Annotated in this window: 14 protein-coding genes and 1 pseudogene; 13 read left to right on the top strand and 2 right to left on the bottom strand. The window is 64.2% G+C overall.

All coding sequences use genetic code 11. The annotated features are described in order from the left end of the window. Nucleotides 1-30: 30 nt before the first annotated feature. From ACMGGN_RS00955 to ACMGGN_RS00930, 6 genes are all read left to right on the top strand, one after another. The gene (locus tag ACMGGN_RS00955) at nucleotides 31-1,464 is read left to right on the top strand and encodes a TolC family outer membrane protein (protein ID WP_281870067.1); all 1,434 of its coding nucleotides are present in this window, start codon (nucleotides 31-33) and stop codon (nucleotides 1,462-1,464) included. Next, nucleotides 1,461-3,629, top strand: coding sequence for a type I secretion system permease/ATPase (locus tag ACMGGN_RS00950; protein WP_115273900.1), 2,169 nt, complete (start codon nucleotides 1,461-1,463; stop codon nucleotides 3,627-3,629). Before ACMGGN_RS00955 ends, ACMGGN_RS00950 begins: the two co-directional genes overlap by 4 nt. Beyond that, nucleotides 3,626-4,810: an HlyD family type I secretion periplasmic adaptor subunit gene (locus tag ACMGGN_RS00945; protein ID WP_414156386.1), complete on the top strand. Its 1,185-nt coding sequence runs from the start codon at nucleotides 3,626-3,628 to the stop codon at nucleotides 4,808-4,810. The genes ACMGGN_RS00950 and ACMGGN_RS00945 overlap by 4 nt, the downstream gene beginning before the upstream one ends. A gap of 183 nt (nucleotides 4,811-4,993) precedes the next feature. Continuing rightward, a complete protein-coding gene (locus tag ACMGGN_RS00940) occupies nucleotides 4,994-5,893 on the top strand; it encodes a chemotaxis protein (RefSeq protein WP_046784508.1) in 900 nt (299 codons plus the stop codon). A gap of 96 nt (nucleotides 5,894-5,989) precedes the next feature. Continuing rightward, nucleotides 5,990-6,301: a hypothetical protein gene (locus tag ACMGGN_RS00935; RefSeq protein WP_046784509.1), complete on the top strand. Its 312-nt coding sequence runs from the start codon at nucleotides 5,990-5,992 to the stop codon at nucleotides 6,299-6,301. Then, nucleotides 6,298-7,032, top strand: coding sequence for a YkgJ family cysteine cluster protein (locus tag ACMGGN_RS00930; RefSeq protein WP_046784510.1), 735 nt, complete (start codon nucleotides 6,298-6,300; stop codon nucleotides 7,030-7,032). Before ACMGGN_RS00935 ends, ACMGGN_RS00930 begins: the two co-directional genes overlap by 4 nt. An 82-nt stretch (nucleotides 7,033-7,114) precedes the next feature. Here ACMGGN_RS00930 and ACMGGN_RS00925 read toward each other — a convergent pair whose 3' ends face one another. Then, the gene (locus ACMGGN_RS00925; protein ID WP_217433336.1) at nucleotides 7,115-7,387 is read right to left on the bottom strand and encodes a hypothetical protein; all 273 of its coding nucleotides are present in this window, start codon (nucleotides 7,385-7,387) and stop codon (nucleotides 7,115-7,117) included. Between the two features lie 479 nt (nucleotides 7,388-7,866). Between ACMGGN_RS00925 and ACMGGN_RS00920 the strand changes: the two genes are divergently transcribed. The 7 genes and pseudogenes from ACMGGN_RS00920 to ACMGGN_RS00890 all read left to right on the top strand — a co-directional run bounded on the left by ACMGGN_RS00920 (nucleotide 7,867) and on the right by ACMGGN_RS00890 (nucleotide 17,753). Further along, nucleotides 7,867-9,030, top strand: a complete 1,164-nt coding sequence (locus tag ACMGGN_RS00920; protein WP_414156385.1) for an efflux RND transporter periplasmic adaptor subunit — start codon at nucleotides 7,867-7,869, stop codon at nucleotides 9,028-9,030. Continuing rightward, a complete protein-coding gene (locus ACMGGN_RS00915) occupies nucleotides 9,027-12,119 on the top strand; it encodes a multidrug efflux RND transporter permease subunit (RefSeq protein WP_414156384.1) in 3,093 nt (1,030 codons plus the stop codon). The genes ACMGGN_RS00920 and ACMGGN_RS00915 overlap by 4 nt, the downstream gene beginning before the upstream one ends. 9 nt (nucleotides 12,120-12,128) lie before the next feature. Further along, nucleotides 12,129-12,803 carry a heavy metal response regulator transcription factor gene (locus tag ACMGGN_RS00910; RefSeq protein ID WP_012316198.1) on the top strand — a complete coding sequence of 225 codons (675 nt, stop codon included), beginning with the start codon at nucleotides 12,129-12,131 and terminating at the stop codon, nucleotides 12,801-12,803. Next, nucleotides 12,778-14,190: a heavy metal sensor histidine kinase gene (locus ACMGGN_RS00905; RefSeq protein WP_237859872.1), complete on the top strand. Its 1,413-nt coding sequence runs from the start codon at nucleotides 12,778-12,780 to the stop codon at nucleotides 14,188-14,190. The genes ACMGGN_RS00910 and ACMGGN_RS00905 overlap by 26 nt, the downstream gene beginning before the upstream one ends. Nucleotides 14,191-14,321: 131 nt before the next feature. Beyond that, nucleotides 14,322-14,543 (top strand): hypothetical protein, encoded by a 222-nt coding sequence (locus ACMGGN_RS00900; protein WP_115273894.1) that lies wholly within the window; start codon nucleotides 14,322-14,324, stop codon nucleotides 14,541-14,543. 204 nt (nucleotides 14,544-14,747) lie between these two features. Then, nucleotides 14,748-16,082: an OprD family porin gene (locus ACMGGN_RS00895; protein ID WP_414156383.1), complete on the top strand. Its 1,335-nt coding sequence runs from the start codon at nucleotides 14,748-14,750 to the stop codon at nucleotides 16,080-16,082. A gap of 175 nt (nucleotides 16,083-16,257) precedes the next feature. Beyond that, nucleotides 16,258-17,753 (top strand): annotated as a pseudogene (locus ACMGGN_RS00890) (diguanylate cyclase). On the opposite strand, the gene ACMGGN_RS00885 reads toward ACMGGN_RS00890, so the two are convergent. Then, on the bottom strand, nucleotides 17,750-18,226 hold the full coding sequence (locus ACMGGN_RS00885) for a ferritin-like domain-containing protein (protein ID WP_046784517.1): 477 nt from the start codon (nucleotides 18,224-18,226) through the stop codon (nucleotides 17,750-17,752). The pseudogene ACMGGN_RS00890 and the gene ACMGGN_RS00885 sit on opposite strands and share 4 nt — an antisense overlap. Between the last annotated feature and the right edge of the window lie 119 nt (nucleotides 18,227-18,345).

The raw sequence follows: 18,345 nt of genomic DNA, 5'->3' as shown, positions 1-18,345 counted from the left end.
GGCAAGGACGATCAGCAGTAAGGGAATTATGTGAAGCGAAGCAGTCCGCTGTCACCGCTGTTGCCGGGAGCCGTCGCGCTCCTGGTACTGATTTCAAACCCGGTTGCCCAGGCAGCCGATGACATAGACCCCTCGCTGCGTACCATCGGGCCGTCACTGCTACGCGATGCCCCCGATGCCATCCCTGCCCGCCCACCGGCAGGCCAGGCCGCCAACAATGGGGACCGGCTCGGCCTGGCCGAGGCGGTGCTGGCCGCTGCGCAGTGGCACCCCAGCATCGCTGAAGCCATCGGCAACCTGTACAAGCAAGGCGAAGGCATCAACGTGGCTCGCGCCGGTTACTACCCACAGGTTTCCGGCGGTATCCGCACCGGCTATGACAGCGGGTATGGCGGCGACCGCAGCAGCCAGGCGCTGAACCTGTCGCTCAAGCAGATGCTCTACGATTTCGGCAAGGTCGACAGCGCTGTCGACGCGGCCCACGCTGCTGCCGCCCGCGCCCAGGCCAACATCCTGCTGGTGGTCGACGACCTGGCCCGCGATACCGCCTACGCCTGGATCGAAACCCGCCGTTACGAGCAGCTCATGGTGATTGCCCGCGAGCAGATCAAAGGCGTTGGCGATATAGCCGGCATGGCGCGCCAGCGCAGCGACATGGGCGCCAGCACGCGCTCCGACGTGGTCCAGGCCGAGTCCCGGGTGGAAGGTGCCCGCGCCACCCTGGAGGAGTATCAGGCCCAGTACGAACGGTGGCGCTCGACCCTCGCCGCCCTGCTCGGCCGCGTCGCACCGCCGGCCCTGGCCGAAGAAACGCCCCCCGAACTCAACCAGGCCTGCAAGCGCCCACCGCAAGCCGACGACCGCCTGCCTGCAGTGCTCATGGCCCTGGCCCTGCGCGCGCAATCCAAAGCCGAACTGGCACAAGCCAAGGCCGAGGCCTACCCGACACTGTCGCTGCAGCCGCAGGTCAACCACTACCTGGACAACGACTACGACCGCGACAACAACCGCCTCGACCGAACCCAGGCGGGCATCTACCTGAACCTGGAAGTGCCGATCTACCAAGGCGGCGCCATCAGCGCCCGCAGCCGCGCGGCCGGGCATGCCCTGACCGCCGCTGACTCCGCCGAAGACGCCGCACGCCTGCAGGCCCGCCGTGGGCTGGCCGAAGCCATGGCGCAAACCTCGGGGCTGGGCCGCCGGCTGAGTTCGCTCAAGGCCCGCCAGGCCAGCATCAAAGAGGCACGCATGCTCTACGGCCGGCAATACCTGGACCTGGGCACGCGCCCGCTGCTCGACCTGCTCAATGCCGAGCAGGAAATCTACCAGTCGCGCTTCGAACTGGCCGGCACCCGTTCCGACCTGCTGCGCCTGGATGTCGACTGCCTGTACAACACCGGCGCCCTGCGCATGGCCTTGGGCCTTGAAGGGCGCAACCTGCAAGGGGTGGAGATCGAGCCATGAACGATACCGTCAACCTGAGCCAAGCCACGCAGCAGCAAAACCCGGAGCAGGCTATCGTCCATCGGCCGGACCTTGGCCCGTGGCTTGAAGTCATGCTGCAGGTCGCCCACCACTACCGGCTGGATGTATCCCCCCAGCGCATTCGCCTGGCGGCCGTGGAAGATGCCCGGCCGCTGGATGAAATCCTGCGGCACATGGCGCGCCAGGCCGGCCTGTCGCTGCGCTTCGTGCGTTTCGATGCCAAAGCCCTGCGGCAATGGCGTACACCACTGGTGCTGGAGCTCGACGATGGCCAACTGGCTGTGGTCGAAGCCGTGACCGAGGACAACGAGCTGGCCGTGGTGTTCGCCGGCGACCAGAGCCTCACCTCGCGCCTGCCCCGCGAAGCGCTCGAAGGGCGCATCAACCGCGTGGCACTGATGCGCCCGGCACGGCCGTTGCGCGATGTCCGTACCGACGACTACACCGCCCCGTACGACCGCCACTGGTTCGCCCGCATCGTCCTGCGCGACCTGCGTCCGTATGGGCAGGTGATGGTCGCCTCGCTGGTGGCCAACGTGTTGGCCCTGGCTGGCGTGCTGTTCTCGATGCAGGTGTATGACCGGGTGATCCCCGCCGAATCGCTGCCCACGCTGTACGTGCTGTTCGGCGGTGTGGTGCTGGCGCTGGTGTTCGACTTCAGCATGCGCCTGCTGCGCCTGAAGGTTACCGACCTGCTCGGCAAGCGCGCCGACCTGCGCGTGTCAGATCTGGTCTACGGCCATGCCCTGCGCCTGCGCAACTCGGCGCGGCCGAAGTCCACCGGCTCGTTCATTTCGCAGTTGCGCGAGCTGGAGTCGATCCGCGACCTGATCACCTCCAGCACCGCCACCGCGCTGGCCGACCTACCGTTCTTCCTGTTGTTCCTGTTCGTGTTCTGGCTGATCGGCGGCGTGCTGGTGTTCATCCCGCTGGTGGCTCTGCTGGCCATGCTCCTGCCTGGCTTGCTGGCGCAGCGCCGGCTGGCACGCCTGGCCAATGCCTCGATGCGCGAGTCGTCACTGCGCAACGCCATGCTGGTGGAAAGCGTCCAGGGCCTGGACGAAATCAAGGCACTGCAGGCCGAAGCGCGCTTCGAGCGCCAGTGGAACCAGTACAACGCAGCCTGCGCACACACCAACCTGCGTCTACGCACCCTGACCAACGGCCTGGTGACCTGGACCCAGAACGTGCAAGGCGCGGTGTTTGCCGTGGTCATCGTCATAGGCGCGCCAATGGTGATTGCCGGCGACCTCACCACCGGTAGTCTGGTAGCCGCCTCGATGCTTTCCTCGCGGATGATGGCGCCGCTGGCGCAGCTCACCCATGTGCTGACCCGCTGGCAGCAAGCCAAGGTGGCACTACAGGGCCTGGACAAACTGATGCAGTCACCGGTCGACCACCCCGAAGGCGAAGCCCGTGTGCACCTGCCGGCCATCCGCGGCGAGTACCGGCTGCGCCAGGCCAACTTCCGCTACGACCCCGAGGCACCACCGGTGCTCAACATCGGCCAACTGGACATCCGGCCGGGCGAACGCATCGCCGTGCTGGGGCGCAACGGCGCCGGCAAGTCGACCCTGCTGCAGGCGCTGGGCGGTGCCATGGACCTGGTGCAAGGCGAGGTCACGCTCGACGGCATTGCCCTGGCCCACCTGGACCCGGCCGACCTGCGCCGTGACGTCGGCTTGCTGGCGCAGTATGCGCGGCTGTTCCACGGCACCCTGCGCGAAAACCTCACCCTCGGTGCCGGCCAGGCCAGTGACCAGGAACTGGTGGCCGCGCTGGCCGCCACGGGCGCTCTGGACTTCGTGCGCCGGCTGCCCAAAGGCATGGACCACCTGATTCTGGAAGGTGGCCTGGGCCTGTCCGGCGGGCAACGCCAGGCACTGGTGCTGGCACGCCTGCTGGTGCGCCAGCCGCAGGTACTGCTGCTGGATGAGCCCACCGCCTCGCTGGACGACACGACCGAACGCAAACTGCTCGATAACCTCGACCGCTTCTGCCAAGGCCGTACCCTGGTGATCGCCACTCACCGTTTGAGCGTACTGCAACGGGTCGAGCGGATCATCGTGCTCGACGGCGGGCGCATCGTCATCGACGACAGCCGTGACGCCGCCCTGGCCAAACTGCAAGGAGCGCAGGCATGAGCAACCATGAACTCCCCGCGTCCTACCTGGATGGCCAGGATGACCAGGCCGTGCTGCGCGCAGGCCGCGTCATCACCGTGTGCGCGCTGATGCTCGCCGCGTTCCTGGCCTGGGCCGCCTGGTTCGAGGTCACCGAAGTCTCCACCGGCACCGGCAAAGTGATCCCCAGCTCACGCGAGCAGGTGATCCAGTCGTTCGAAGGCGGCATCGTCGCCGAGATGAATGTGGCCGAAGGCGACCTGGTCGAGCGCGGCCAGGTGCTGGCCCAGCTCGATCCGACCAAGACTGCCTCCAGCGTCGGTGAAAGCGAGGCCAAGTACCGTGCTGCCACGGCCAGCGTTGCGCGCTTGCGCGCCGAGGTCACCGGCAAGCCGCTGGCCTTCCCCGACAGCTTGCGCGATTCGCCGGACCTGATCGACGCCGAAACCGCGCTGTACCAGACCCGCCGCCGCGGCCTGGAACAGACCCTGGCGGGCATCGAGGACTCGCTGCGGCTGGTGCGCAGCGAACTGCAGATCACCGAAAACCTGGCCAAGATGGGCGCCTCCAGCCGGGTCGAGGTGATCCGCCTCAACCGCCAGCGCTCGGAGCTCGAGCTCAAGGCCAACGAAGCGCGCTCCGATTACCTGGTACGCGCCCGCGAAGAGCTGGCCAAGGCCAGCGCCGAAGCCGACAGCCTCTCGGAAGTGGTCCGCGGGCGCAGCGATTCGCTGTCACGCCTGACCTTGCGCTCGCCGGTGCGCGGCATCGTCAAGGACATCGAGGTCAACACCCTGGGCGGGGTGGTACAGCCCGGTGGGCAGGTGATGAAGATCGTGCCGATGGATGAACGCTTGCTGATCGAGACGCGCATCGCCCCCCGGGACATCGCCTTCATCCACCCCGACCAGGCGGCCAAGGTGAAGATCAGTGCCTATGACTATTCGGTGTATGGCGGGCTGGAGGGCAAGGTGGTGGGCATCTCGCCGGATACCCTGCAGGATGAGGTGAAACCGGAAATCTATTACTACCGGGTGTTTATCCGTACCGAGCAGGACAGCCTGCAGAACAAGGCCGGCAAGCGCTTTGCGATCGTGCCGGGGATGATTGCCACGGTGGATATCCGCACGGGCGAAAAAACCATTCTCGATTACCTGAGCAAGCCGCTTAACCGGGCCAAGGAGGCCTTGCGCGAGCGCTAAGGGCCGCTGCGCGGCCATCGCCGGCAAGCCGGCTCCCACAGAAACTGCACAAGCCGTTGGCGCACTGGTGACCCTGTAGGAGCCGGCTTGCCGGCGATAGGGCCAGCAAAGGCTGCCGTCAAGTTAAAGCCCAGCCCGAACAGGCCGATAACCGGTTATCCCCTGTCTTCCATGAAGGTCACCATGGCCACGCAAAATGCCCGCGCGGACGCGTTGTCCCTGCTGCTGTTCACCCTGCGCAGCGGCAAACTGATGGCAATCAACCTGCTCAAGGTCAGCGAGATCATCCCTTGCCCACCGCTGACCAGGTTGCCCGAATCGCACCCCCACGTGAAAGGCGTGGCGACCCTGCGCGGCAACCCGCTGTCGGTGATCGACCTGTCGCGGGCCATCGGTGAACGCCCGCTGGCCGACCCGGACGGTGGCTGCCTGATCGTCACCGAGATCAGCCGCTCGCGCCAGGGCCTGCATGTGCAGGCAGTGAGCCGCATCATCCACTGCCTGAGCACCGACATCAGGCCGCCACCCTATGGCTCGGGCACCCGCTCGTTCATCACCGGCGTGACCCGTGTCGACAATACCTTGGTGCAGGTGCTGGACATCGAAAAGGTGATCCATGCTATCGCCCCACCGGAGCCGGAGCCCGCACCGGGCAAGCTGAACGAAGAAGACGCCAGCCTGTTGGCCGCCGCCAACATCCTGGTGGTGGACGATAGCCAGGTGGCGCTGCAACAGTCGGTGCACACCCTGCGTAACCTGGGCATCGACTGCCACACCGCACGCAGCGCCAAGGATGCAATCAACGTGCTGCTGGAGCTGCAGGGCACTGCGCAGGAGATCAACATCATCGTCTCCGACATCGAGATGTCAGAGATGGACGGCTATGCCTTCACCCGTACCCTGCGCGAAACCCCGGACTTCCAGCACCTCTACGTGCTGCTGCACACCTCGCTGGACAGCGCGATGAGTGCCGAGAAGGCCAGGTTGGCGGGGGCCAATGCCATCCTGACCAAGTTCTCCTCACCGGAGCTGACTGATTGCCTGGTGGTGGCGGCACGCACGGTAGTGTTTGCCGAGCGATGATGGCCGTGCTGTCATATTCAGCGACAAACTCCCTGGCCTGTTGCCAGGGATGACTCGGTCATACTTCCCCCCCTCGAACGTTTCACGGTATTGCGTATGAAGTTTTTCAGCTCTCTCCTGATCGCCTGCGCCCTTTTCAGCGGTGTTGCCCAGGCCTCCAGCAGCCAGGCCTGGAACGAACAACGCCAGCAGATGCTCAAGGCCTGCCTGGCCGCCAGCCAGTTCAAGGATGCCCACGCCCGCGGCAAGCCCGCAGAGTTCGATGACCAGGTCGGCTTCAGTGCCCTGGTCATCGAAGGGGTGTATCCACAAAAGCACATGCAGCAACGCACCGGCTCCGAGCTGTGCTTGTACGACCGCCAGCACCAGCGGGCCTTCGTCAGCGAATGGAACCCAGACGCCACGTGAACGACTCTCTGCGTTTTGCCTGTACCGGCTGCGGCAAGTGCTGCACCGGCCACCATGTACCACTGACCCTGGCCGAGTCGCGCCAGTGGGCGGCATCCGGCGGCCAGGTGGTGGTGCTGATCGAAGCCTTTGTGGAGGATGGCCCGGGGATGCCGGCAGACCAGCGTGAGCATGTGCTGCGCCGCTCGCACCCGGTGCCTTGCGGTGACAGCGAGGTACGGGTTTCGGTGACCTTTGCCGCGTTCAACCCCGGGCGCTGCCGCAACCTGGACGAAAACGACCTGTGCACCATCTACGAGAGCCGGCCGCTGGTCTGCCGCATCTACCCGGTGGAAATCAACCCGCATATTCCGCTAAGGCCAGAGAACAAAGACTGCCCGCCCGAGGCTTGGGAGCAAGGGCCTGAGCTGATTCATGGCTCGTTACCGGTGGACCCGGCGCTGCTGGCACTCGTGCAAGCGTCCCGGCAGGCAGATCGTGATGACATCGCGGCCAAGGTCGCCGTGTGCCAGGCCCTGGGCATGACCATCAGCGCGCTCAAGGGCAATGGTTTCACGGCCTACCTTCCAGACATGGGGGCCTTGGCGGCGGCGCTGGCGGATGTACCGCCACCGCACCATGCGCCGTGGGCGCTGCACGTGCAGGACGCGGCCCTGCTGGCCAGCCTGCAGGCGCAAGGCTTGCAGGCTGGCGACACGCCTTCGCAGTACTACGCCTTCATCGGTTTCTAGCAAAGCCAGCACCAAATCCCGGCGATCTCCCTGTGGGAGCCGGGCTTGCCGGCGATGGGCCGCAAAGCGGCCCCACAACCGCTCAAGCGCTGCGGTTCATGCCCATTTCCATGTCGTTGATCAGTGCTTTGGCCATGGCACTGAGAATGCGTGCCGCACTGCCTGCGATCATGTTGCCCTCCAGCTCGTAGCGATGGTCTTCGGCTTCGGTGTCGAGGTAGAGCTGGCTGGTTTTGCAGAGGCAGTCCATCAGCGCAGCAGCGTGAGACCTGGCGTCTTCGGGGGAGAGGTCGGCGATGATTGTGATGTAAGGAATCGGGAATGAGTCCGGTGGATCGGGAACGATTTTTTTCATGATGACTTTCCTGAAGATGCTATTGGAAAGCGACCACCTTGTTCTTCTCACGGATTGGGTGGCAGCCGTACGCGAGGTGAGAAGACCGCGTCCAGGAACCGCGGCCCGGACCGAAGCCCGCACACGCACGGCTGCCATGAAAAATGGCATCCTGGATACAGCTGCGGCTTCTCACGGCCGCTCGCCGTTGTGGCGAACCGTGAAGTTATCGCTGAAACAGTTCCCCGCCTATCAGACGCCATCCGACAGAGGGCGTAGGATAATTCGTCATGGCTGCGCTCTTGAAGCATCTGGTTTCAGATTCAGAATCTTCTTACGGATCAAGGGGAGCAGAGGTATGAATCGGTCAGGGTCGCGGTAGGGCTGCCAACTGCCCCCAACCTGTCAGCGCTGTCAGCCAGCTGTCACGCTGCCGACCCGGTCACAGCGCTATAAGCTTCAATAACCGCCCCCTCCTCTTGGCCAAGGTGCCCGCGCCGATGCGACGTCCTACCCGCCCTCTCCTGCTGGCCGCCACCGCCCTGCTCGCCCTTGCAGCACTGGGCATCTGGTATGGCCAGCGCCAGGAGGCGCCGGTTGCGCGCGCCCAAAGCGCCATTCCAGTGCGCGTGGTCAGCGTCGCCCAGCAGGACGTGCCGCGCTACGCCAGCGCCATCGGCTCAGTGCTGTCATTGCACAGCGTAGAAATAAAACCGCAGGTCGAAGGGGTGCTGACCCGGGTACTGGTCAAAGAGGGCCAGTGGGTCAAGCAAGGCGACCTGCTGGCCACCCTGGACGACCGCAGCATCCGCGCCAGCCTCGACCAGGCCCGCGCCCAGCTCGGCCAGAGCCAGGCGCAAATCCAGGTGGCCGGCGTCGACCTCAAGCGTTATCGCCTGCTCAGCAGCGATGACGGCGTGTCCAAGCAGACCCTCGACCAGCAACAGGCGCTGGTCAATCAGCTGCAGGCCACCGTAAAAGGCAACCAGGCTGCCATCGCCAATGCCGAAGTCCAGCTCTCCTACACGCAGATTCGCTCCCCTGTCACCGGGCGTGTCGGCATCCGCAACATCGACCCCGGCAACCTGGTGCGCGCCAGCGATACCCAGGGCCTGTTCAGCGTGACCCAGATCGACCCCATCGCGGTCGAGTTCTCCCTGCCACAACAGATGCTGCCAACCCTGCAGGGCCTGCTGAAGGCGCCCACGCCCGCATTGGTGCAGGCCTACATGGACGCCGATGGCGAAAGCAACCTGCTGGGTGAAGGCCACCTGGCCCTGATTGACAACCAGATTTCGACCAACACCGGCACGGTGCGGGTCAAGGCCGAGTTCGACAACAAGGACGGCCGGCTGTGGCCGGGGCAACTGGTGACCATCCGTTTGCGCACTGCCATGGAAGAAAACGCCCTGGTGGTGCCGCCGCCGGTGGTGCAGCGCGGCGTCGATGGCCACTTCGTCTATCGCCTGGACGGTGACAAGGTCACCAGTGTGCCGGTCAAGGTGCTGTACCAGGACAGTGGGCTGAACATCATTGCCGGGGTCAAACCGGGCGAGCGTCTGGTGCTCGATGGCCAGTCGCGGCTCAAGCCCGGCTCGCGCGTGGAGGTCACCCCCAACGCACCGCCGCCGTCGGAAATGGCCGGCCGCCGGAGCCAGCCATGAATAGCCGCAACAGCGTGTCGGCCTGGTGCATCGACCACCCCATCGCCACGCTGCTGCTGGCTTTCGCGCTGGTGCTGTTGGGTGTCATCGCCTTTACCCGATTGCCCGTGGCGCCCTTGCCGGAAGCCGACTTCCCGACCATCCAGGTCTCCGCGCAACTGCCTGGGGCCAGCCCGGAAACCATGGCCTCTTCGGTGGCCACGCCGCTGGAGGTGCAGTTCAGCGCCATCCCCGGCATGGCCCAGATGACCAGCAGCAGCGCACTGGGCTCGACCACCCTGATCCTGCAGTTCACCCTGGACAAGAACATCGACACCGCCGCCCAGGAGGTCCAGGCGGCCATCAACACGGCTACCTCACGCCTGCCCCAGGACCTGCCCAACCCGCCGACCTGGCGCAAGGTCAACCCGGCAGACAGCCCGGTGCTGGTGCTCACCGTCAGCTCCGCACAGATGCCCGGCAACGACCTCAGCGACTATGCCGAAACCCTGCTGGCACGCCAGCTGAGCCAGATCGAAGGGGTCGGCCTGATCAACATCACCGGCCAGTTGCGCCCGGCCATCCGTGTGCAGGCGCAGCCGGAAAAGCTCGCCGCCACGGGCCTTACGCTCGCCGACCTGCGCCAGGCCATCCAGCAGACCAGCCTGAACCTGGCAAAAGGCGCCCTGTATGGCGAGCACAGCGTGTCGACCATCGCCGCCAACGACCAACTGTTCCACCCCGAGGACTACGCCAGGCTGATTGTCTCTTACCGCGACGGCGCCCCCGTGCACCTGCAGGACGTGGCCAAGGTGATCAACGGCGCCGAGAATGCCTACGTCAAAGCCTGGTCCGGCAACCAGCCGGGCCTGAACCTTGTGGTGTTCCGCCAGCCTGGCGCCAACATCGTCGACACCGTGGACCGCGTGCTCGGTGCCCTGCCCAAGCTGCAGGAGATGCTGCCGGCCTCGGTCGAGGTGTCGGTGCTGCAGGACCGTACCCAGACCATCCGCGCGTCGCTGCATGAGGTGGAACTGACCCTGATCATCGCCGTGGCCCTGGTGATCGGGGTGATGGCGCTGTTCCTGCGCCAATGGTCGGCCACCCTGGTGGTGTCCAGTGTGCTGGGCGTATCGCTGATCGCCACCTGCGCGCTGATGTACGTGTTCGGTTTCAGCCTCAATAACCTGACCCTGGTGGCCATCGTCATTGCTGTCGGCTTTGTGGTGGACGACGCGATCGTGGTGGTGGAAAACATCCACCGCCATCTGGAAGCCGGCGAAGACAGCCGCACGGCGGCGCTCAAAGGGGCAGGCGAAATCGGCTTCACCGTGGTGTCGATCAGCTTCTCGCTGGTTGCCGCGTTCATTCCGCTGCTGTTCATGGGCGGCGTGGTGGGCCGGCTGTTCAAGGAGTTCGCCCTGACCGCGACAGCAACCATTCTGATTTCGGTGGTGGTGTCGCTGACCCTGGCGCCGACCCTGTGCGCGCTGTTCATGCGTCGCCCGCCCACGGAACATCACGGCGGCTTCGGGGACCGGCTGCTGAAGTGGTACGAAAAGGGCCTGGACCGGGCGCTGGCCCATCAGCGCCTGACCCTCGGCGTGTTCGGCCTGACCCTGGCCCTGGCGGTGGCGGGTTACGTGGCCATCCCCAAGGGTTTCTTCCCCCTGCAGGACACCGGTTTCATTCTCGGCACCACTGAAGCAGCAGCGGATGTGTCATACCCGTCGATGATCGACAAGCACCTGGCACTGGCGAAAATCATCGAAGCCGACCCCGCCGTGAGGGCCTTCTCCCATTCGGTAGGGGTTACCGGCAGCAACCAGACCATCGCCAACGGCCGTTTCTGGATCGCCCTCAAGCCCCGCGGCGAGCGCGATGTTTCGGCCAGCGAGCTGATCGACCGGCTGCGCCCGCAACTCGCGCAGGTGCCAGGCGTGGTGCTGTACATGCGGGCCGGCCAGGACATCAACCTCAGCTCCGGCCCGTCACGTACCCAGTACCAGTACGTGCTCAAAAGCAACGACGGCGTCGCCCTCAACCTGTGGACCCAACGCCTGACCGAGCGCCTGCGCGAAAACCCGGCGTTGCGCGACCTGTCCAACGACCTGCAACTGGGCGCCAGCGTTACCCGCATCGACATCGACCGCCAGGCTGCGGCCCGTTTCGGCCTGACCACCACCGACGTCGACCAGGCGCTGTACGATGCGTTCGGCCAGCGGCAGATCAGCGAATTCCAGACCGAGACCAACCAGTACAAGGTGATCCTGGAACTGGACGCGCAACAGCGCGGCAAGGCCGAAAGCCTGAATTTCTTCTACCTGCGCTCGCCCCTGAGCAACGAAATGGTGCCGCTGTCAGCCTTGGCGCATGTCGCCGCGCCCAGCACCGGGCCGCTGTCGATCAGCCATGATGGCCTGTTCCCGGCCGCCAACCTGTCGTTCAACCTGGCCCCCGGCGTGGCCTTGGGCGATGCGGTGGCGATCCTGGAACGCACCCAGCGCGAACTGGGCATGCCCGACTCGATCAGCGGCAACTTCCAGGGCGCGGCGCAGGCCTTCCAGAGTTCGCTGTCGAGCCAGCCGTGGCTGATCCTCGCCGCACTGGTGGCGGTGTACATCATCCTTGGGGTGCTCTACGAGAGCCTGGTGCACCCGCTGACCATCATCTCGACCCTGCCTTCGGCGGGCCTGGGCGCGTTGCTACTGCTGTGGGCCATGGGCCAGGACTTCAGCATCATGGGCCTGATCGGCGTGGTGCTGCTGATCGGCATCGTCAAGAAGAACGGCATCCTGCTCATCGATTTCGCCCTGGAAGCCCAGCGCCGCCATGGCCTGACGCCCGAGCAGGCGATTCACCAGGCCTGCCTGACGCGCTTTCGGCCGATCATCATGACCACCCTGGCCGCCCTGCTCGGCGCGGTGCCGCTGATGTTCGGCTTTGGCGCCGGTGCCGAGTTGCGCCAGCCGCTGGGTATCGCTGTGGTCGGCGGCCTGCTGGTCAGCCAGGCCCTGACGCTGTTCACCACCCCGGTCATATACTTGGCCCTGGAGCGCCTGTTCCATCGCCGCCAGGCCGCCAGTGCGGTCGTGCCGAGTACCCACTGAGACAAGACCATGCGTGTGCTGATCATCGAAGACGAAGAGAAAACCGCTGACTACCTGCATCGCGGCCTGAGCGAGCAAGGCTTTACTGTCGACCTGGCACGGGACGGCATCGACGGCCTGCACCTGGCGCTTGAAGGTGACTATGCGGTGATCGTGCTCGATGTGATGCTGCCGGGCCTGGATGGCTATGGCGTGCTGCGTGCCTTGCGTGCGCGCAAGCAGACGCCGGTGATCATGCTCACCGCCCGCGAGCGTGTCGAGGACCGCATCCACGGCCTGCGCGAAGGTGCCGACGATTACCTTGGCAAGCCGTTCTCCTTCCTTGAACTGGTCGCCCGCCTGCAGGCCCTGACCCGGCGCAGTGGCAGCCACGAGCCGCTGCAGGTGCAGGTCGGCGACCTGTGGATCGACCTGATGGCGCGCAAGGCCAGCCGCGGCGGCCAACGCCTGGACCTGACCGCCAAGGAGTTCTCGCTGCTCAGCGTGCTGGCCAGGCGCCAGGGCGAAATCCTCTCCAAGACCGCCATCGCCGAGCTGGTCTGGGACATCAACTTCGACAGCGATGCCAATGTCGTCGAAGTGGCCATCAAGCGCCTGCGCGCCAAGCTCGACGGGCCATTCGACAACAAGCTGCTGCATACCATCCGAGGCATGGGCTATGTCCTGGAAAACCGTGCCGGTTAACTCCATCGCACTGCGCCTGTCGGCGCTGTTCATCCTGGTGGCGATGGGCGTGTTCCTGTTGATCGGTTCGGCACTGTACCGCCAGGTCGACCACAGCCTGGACATGCTGCCGGCGGCCGAACTGGACGCCCGCTTCAGCGTGCTGGAATCCACCCTCAACCGCTTCGGCACACCGGAGCATTGGGCAAAGATCAGCAACAAGCTCAACCTGCTCAGCGAGGAAGACAAACGCATCCGCTTCTGGGTGGTCGGCAGCGACCCGGCGTTCGAATATGGCCACCCCAGCGAAAGGGTACGCGCATTCGCCGAGGGCCCAGAAGGGATGCGCGACCTGCGCCTGCCTGACCGGCCCTACCCTTACAAGGTGCTGGTCAGCGAGTTGCCGGCCCTGGCCGCTCGCCCGCCACTGCGCTTTCTGATCGCCATCGATACCGAGACCTTCTGGCAGGCCCAGCACAGCCTGCTGGTGGCCATCGTCGGGCTGGCGGTGCTCGGAGTGCTGCTGGCCTCGGTGCTCGGCTACTGGGTGGCGCGCATTGGCCTGCGCCCGCTGCTGGCGCTGTCCAACGAGGCGCAGGCCTTGGCCCCCCCGCGCCTGGATGGCCGCCTGCAAACTGTCAACCTGGCCCCGGAACTGGCGCAATTCGCCGGTGCTTTCAACGCGGCGCTCGACCGGGTCAGCCAGGCCTATTCGCAGCTGGAAGCGTTCAACGCCGACGTTGCCCACGAACTGCGCTCGCCGCTGACCAACCTGATCGGCCAGACCCAGGTCGCCCTCACCCGGGGGCGCAGCGCCGAACACTACTTCGAGGTGCTGCAATCGAACCTGGAAGAACTTGAACGCCTGCGCAGCATCATCAACGACATGCTGTTCCTCGCCAGCGCCGACCAGGGCAGCAAGGCCACCGCCCTGACCCAGGTATCGCTGGCCGACGAAGTGGCCACCACCCTCGATTACCTCGACTACATCCTCGAAGACGCCCAGGTCAGCGTCACTGTCAGCGGCGATGCCCAGGCCCCCATCGAAAAAGCCCAGCTGCGCCGGGCGTTGATCAACCTGCTGAACAATGCCGTGCAGCACACCGCGCCGCACCAGGTGATCGGCGTGCATATCGATGCCGGGCCGGAGCAGGTCAGCATTGCCGTGAGCAACCCCGGGCCGGCTATCGATGACGATCACCTGCCACTGCTGTTCGAGCGGTTCTACCGGGTGGATGCGGCGCGCAGCAACAGTGGCGGGGGCAACCATGGGTTGGGGCTGGCCATCGTCAAGGCGATTGCGCTGATGCATGGGGGTGAGGTTTTTGCGCGCAGCGAGGCAGGTGCCAACACCTTCGGCATTCGCCTGCCAAACGCTCAACTGCAGGGTTTTGCGGCCAAGGTCTAATGGTTTTCGCAGGGATAGTTACCTTTTGCGCAACAGTGCTTATCGCGCCAGGTGCTGTTTCCAAGGCAATGAAGAGACTAACTTTAGCCCTGTCTCCATTAGCACTTGCACCGCAAGAAGGTAGTTTCAACATGTCCAACAGTATGGGTATTGCCAGCGTTTTCGTTCTGTCTTCCCTGTTGTTGTCGCCCCTGGCCATGGCCGAAGAATCCCCGGCTTTCGTCGCCCGTAATGCAGAGCTTGCAGCTGTTCACCAGGAAGCCCGCGAGGCCGTAGCGCACAAGGCCGACGCAGGCAAAGATGCAGAACAGACAGCTTCCAAGGTTTCCCTCGACGCCAATGCCGAGAGCTGATCGCGCAACGATGCCGCTCCCGTTTCCCCCCGGCTACACCATGGGCACCGCCGGTGCCGATATGTTAGCCTTTTAAAGCCGCTGCCGATCAGCGGCTTTTTTTATGTGCTTTGACGATCAGCCCGGCCGTTATTTCTCTAACAAGAAAGTTGCACATTCAAAAATAAAAACTGCCCCACCGTCAGATCAAAGGAGCTAGTACCGGTGCCTTCCGCGTTTCGTTTTACCCCGCTGTTCATTGCATTGACTGCAACGATGCCTTTCGCCGCCCAGGCAGATGAAGACAAGGCTGATGGCTTCATCGAAGGCTCGTCCTTCAACCTGCATTTTCGTAACGCCTACTTCAACCGCGACAACCACAACAGCGGCGTGCGCGACACCCGCGAGTGGGGCCAAGGCGCAGTTGCCCGCTTCGAGTCGGGCTACACGCCAGGCGTAATCGGCTTTGGCCTCGATGCGCACGCCATGCTGGGCTTGAAGCTCGATGGCGGTGGCGGCCATGCCGGCACCAGCATCCTGCCCGAACACGTGAAGGACAACGGCGAACTGGGCGCAGCCCCGCACTCGTTCTCCACCGCAGGCGCGGCGGTCAAGCTCAAGGCCTTCGACACCGAACTCAAGGCCGGTGACCTGTTCCTTACCAACCCGGTAATCGCCGGCGGCGAAACCCGCATGCTGCCGCAGACCTTCCGTGGCGTCAGCCTGACCAACACCAGCATCGACGGCCTACTGCTCGAAGGTGGCCAGGTCAGCTTCACCAAGCCGTACAACCAGAGCGGCCACCGCCGTATCGACACCTACTACGGCTCGCTGGATGAGCACGACAAAAGCAAGCATCTGAACTGGGCTGGTGCGTCGTGGAGCGGCACCGAGAACATCACTGCCAACCTTTACGCCGCCGAGCTGAAGGATATCTGGAACCAGTACTACGCAGATTTCGACTACACCTACGTGGTCAACGACCTGGTCAGCCTCAACCCGGGCGTGCACTTCTACCACACCCAGGACACCGGCCAGGCGTTGCTGGGCAAGATCGACAACAACACCTACAGCGTGCACTTCACCGTCAACGCCGGCTACCACAGCGTTACCGCCGCCTACCAGCGGGTCAATGGCGACACGCCGTTCGACTACATCAACCTGGGCGACAGCGTGTACCTGGACAACTCGCGCATGTACTCGGACTTCAACGCACCCAACGAGCGTTCGTGGAAGCTGCAGTACGGCTATGACTTCGCCGGGCTCGGCATGCCAGGGCTGAGCACCACCGTGTCGTACTCGCGTGGCGAGGCGGACCTGACCAAGGCTGACCAGAACAACACCCACTACGACTACTACCGCGCCGATGGCAAGAACGCCCAGCACTGGGAACGTGACCTGGACGTGAAGTACGTGTTCCAGGAAGGCGACTTCAAGGACCTGTCGGTGCTGGTGCGCTATGCCATACACCGCGGCGGCCAGGGGTATGCGTCGATCGACAGCAACAGCGATAACGACGAATTGCGAGTGATCGTCGATTATCCGTTGAACGTGTTCTGACCTGAGACCGCAAGTCAGCCCCACACGGTGTGTGCAGACCGGTAGGAGCTGGCTTGCCGGCAATGGGCTGCACAGCAGCCCAATGCATGATTCCGTCGGACAAATCTTGTCCGACAATCATCACTTCCCTAGAATGTCGCCCGCCGCAACCGGCCCTGCCTCAGCAGTAGCGCGCATGCCCACTCGATTACCGCGTCTCGCACTCTACAGGTCGCACCCCGAGCTGATCCTCAATCTGGGCAGTTGCATCGCCGTGCTCGCTATCGTGGGCATCGTCAGTTATCTGTTGGGGCGCGAGCGCGAGAGTGTCGAGCAATCGGCCATCCGCTCCTCCAGCAATATCGTCCAGCTGATCGAAAGCGACATCCTGCGCAACGTCGAACTTTACGACCAGTCCCTGCGCGGGCTGATCTGGGCCGTGCAGCATCCCGAACTGCTGCAGGTCGCCCCCAACCTGCGCCAGCAGATCCTTTTCAACCAGACGTTTGCGGCCCCGGTGCGCGGCGATATTCTCTGGCTCGATGCCAATGGCGACGTCGTGGGCGACTCCACCAGCGTCACCCCGCGCCAGGCCAATTTCGCCGACACCTTCGACTTCCGGGCCCATCGCCGCGACCCTGGCCTGGGCTTGTTGATCAGCCCACCGTTCAAGGCACGGCTCGGCGACCTCGACTGGTGCATCAGTTTCAGCCGGCGCATCTCCGCAGCCGATGGCAGCTTTGCCGGGGTAGCCGCCGGGGCACTGCGCCTCTCCTATTTCAGTGAACTGTTCCAGCGCCTTGATATCGGCCATGAAAGCAGCATCAACCTGCTCAACGTCGACGGCCAGTTGCTCGCCCGCCAGCCGCGCCGCGATCAGGACCCGTTGGTCGGCACCAGCTTCGCCGACCGCCCCAACTTCAAACGCATCCTGGGCGAGCGCAGCGGCAGCTTTACAGCCCGCTCCAGCATCTATGGCACCCAGCGCATGTACACCTTCGCCCGGGTCGCCGACCTGCCGTTGATCATACTGGTGGTGCATTCTGCCGATGAGGTGTTCCAGTCATGGCGCCGCACGGCGTTGGTGGTCAGTATTGCCACAGGCGTGCTGTGCATCGGCATTCTCTGGCTCACCCTGTTGCTGGGCCGCGAATTGCGCCGCAGGCATGAGGCGGAACAGGGTCTGGCCAGACTGGCAGCAACGGATAGCCTGACGGGCCTGGCCAACCGTCGCCGGCTGGATCAGGTGTTACGCCAGGAGTGGGCGCGCGCCCAGCGCAACCGTAAGCCGTTGGCCGTGCTGATGGTGGATGTGGATCACTTCAAGGCATTCAACCAACGCCATGGTCACGCAGGAGGCGATCACGCCTTACGTGAAGTGGCCAAGACGATCGAACAGTGCATACGACGCCCGGCAGACCTGGCGGCGCGGTATGGGGGGAGGAGTTTCAGGTGGTTTTGCCGGAAACCGAACTGGCCGGTGCCCGTTTGCTGGCAGAGAGGATCCGGTCGCATGTCGAGGCGTTGGCACCTTTTGCCGATGATGTACACGCGGTGACGGTGAGCATCGGCATCAGCGTACACACCCCCGGCACCCAACAAGACCTCGCGACCATGCTGGGTGCCGCGGATGAGGCGCTCTACCGGGCCAAGGCCAAAGGCCGAAACCGGGTAGAGGGCCCTGCGGATTAGGAGCGGGCGCGTGCGGCGTTGCGCAGTGCCTTCACTTGGTCGTGGTTACGCTGTACGCCCTGCAGTTGCTTTTCCACGAGCATATAGCTCGAATCACTGACGGAGCGGCCCAGCTTGACCAGCTTCTCACGCGCTTCCTTGTAGGCTTTGAGGGCGTGGTCTTCACCGCGCTCTACTTCGTTGAGCACAGCCTCTTCATCCTTACCGGTAACCATCGACTTGAGGTTTACCCAGCCGCGGTGCAGGTCGCCGCTGACGCTGGTGGAGGTTTCCGGGTCGCCACCCAGGCGGCGCACTTCACTCTGCAGTTCGCCTGCTGCATTGGCGCATTCGCCAGCGCGCTGGACGAAGAACGCTTTGAGCTCCGGGTTTTTCACATCATCGGCCGACTCCTTGAACCCTTTCTCGCCGTCCTTGCTGTACTCGATCAGGTTGTTGAGCACGTCGATTACGTCTTTGTTGAGGTCGCTCATGGCTGAAACTCCTTGGCAGGTAATAGTCATGTAAACAGGAGCAGCCTTCGTGCCAAGCTTTCCATTGAATAAAATTACTTTAAAAACAATAGGTTAAAAAAATAACGCCTCGCTGGAAA

Source organism: Pseudomonas sp. BNK-30 (assembly GCF_047456185.1).
Taxonomy (GTDB): Bacteria; Pseudomonadota; Gammaproteobacteria; order Pseudomonadales; family Pseudomonadaceae; genus Aquipseudomonas; species Aquipseudomonas putida_E.
This window is presented reverse-complemented; position numbering and strand designations above follow the sequence as displayed.

Excerpts from the sequence above, each read along its gene's own strand:
- ACMGGN_RS00950 (WP_115273900.1), top strand. The coding sequence starts at position 1,461 with ATGAACGATACCGTCAACCTGAGCCAAGCCACGCAGCAGCAAAACCCG.
- ACMGGN_RS00945 (WP_414156386.1), top strand. The coding sequence starts at position 3,626 with ATGAGCAACCATGAACTCCCCGCGTCCTACCTGGATGGCCAGGATGAC.
- ACMGGN_RS00940 (WP_046784508.1), top strand. The coding sequence starts at position 4,994 with ATGGCCACGCAAAATGCCCGCGCGGACGCGTTGTCCCTGCTGCTGTTC.
- ACMGGN_RS00935 (WP_046784509.1), top strand. The coding sequence starts at position 5,990 with ATGAAGTTTTTCAGCTCTCTCCTGATCGCCTGCGCCCTTTTCAGCGGT.
- ACMGGN_RS00925 (WP_217433336.1), bottom strand. The coding sequence starts at position 7,387 with ATGAAAAAAATCGTTCCCGATCCACCGGACTCATTCCCGATTCCTTAC.
- ACMGGN_RS00920 (WP_414156385.1), top strand. The coding sequence starts at position 7,867 with ATGCGACGTCCTACCCGCCCTCTCCTGCTGGCCGCCACCGCCCTGCTC.
- ACMGGN_RS00915 (WP_414156384.1), top strand. The coding sequence starts at position 9,027 with ATGAATAGCCGCAACAGCGTGTCGGCCTGGTGCATCGACCACCCCATC.
- ACMGGN_RS00910 (WP_012316198.1), top strand. The coding sequence starts at position 12,129 with ATGCGTGTGCTGATCATCGAAGACGAAGAGAAAACCGCTGACTACCTG.
- ACMGGN_RS00905 (WP_237859872.1), top strand. The coding sequence starts at position 12,778 with ATGTCCTGGAAAACCGTGCCGGTTAACTCCATCGCACTGCGCCTGTCG.
- ACMGGN_RS00900 (WP_115273894.1), top strand. The coding sequence starts at position 14,322 with ATGTCCAACAGTATGGGTATTGCCAGCGTTTTCGTTCTGTCTTCCCTG.
- ACMGGN_RS00885 (WP_046784517.1), bottom strand. The coding sequence starts at position 18,226 with ATGAGCGACCTCAACAAAGACGTAATCGACGTGCTCAACAACCTGATC.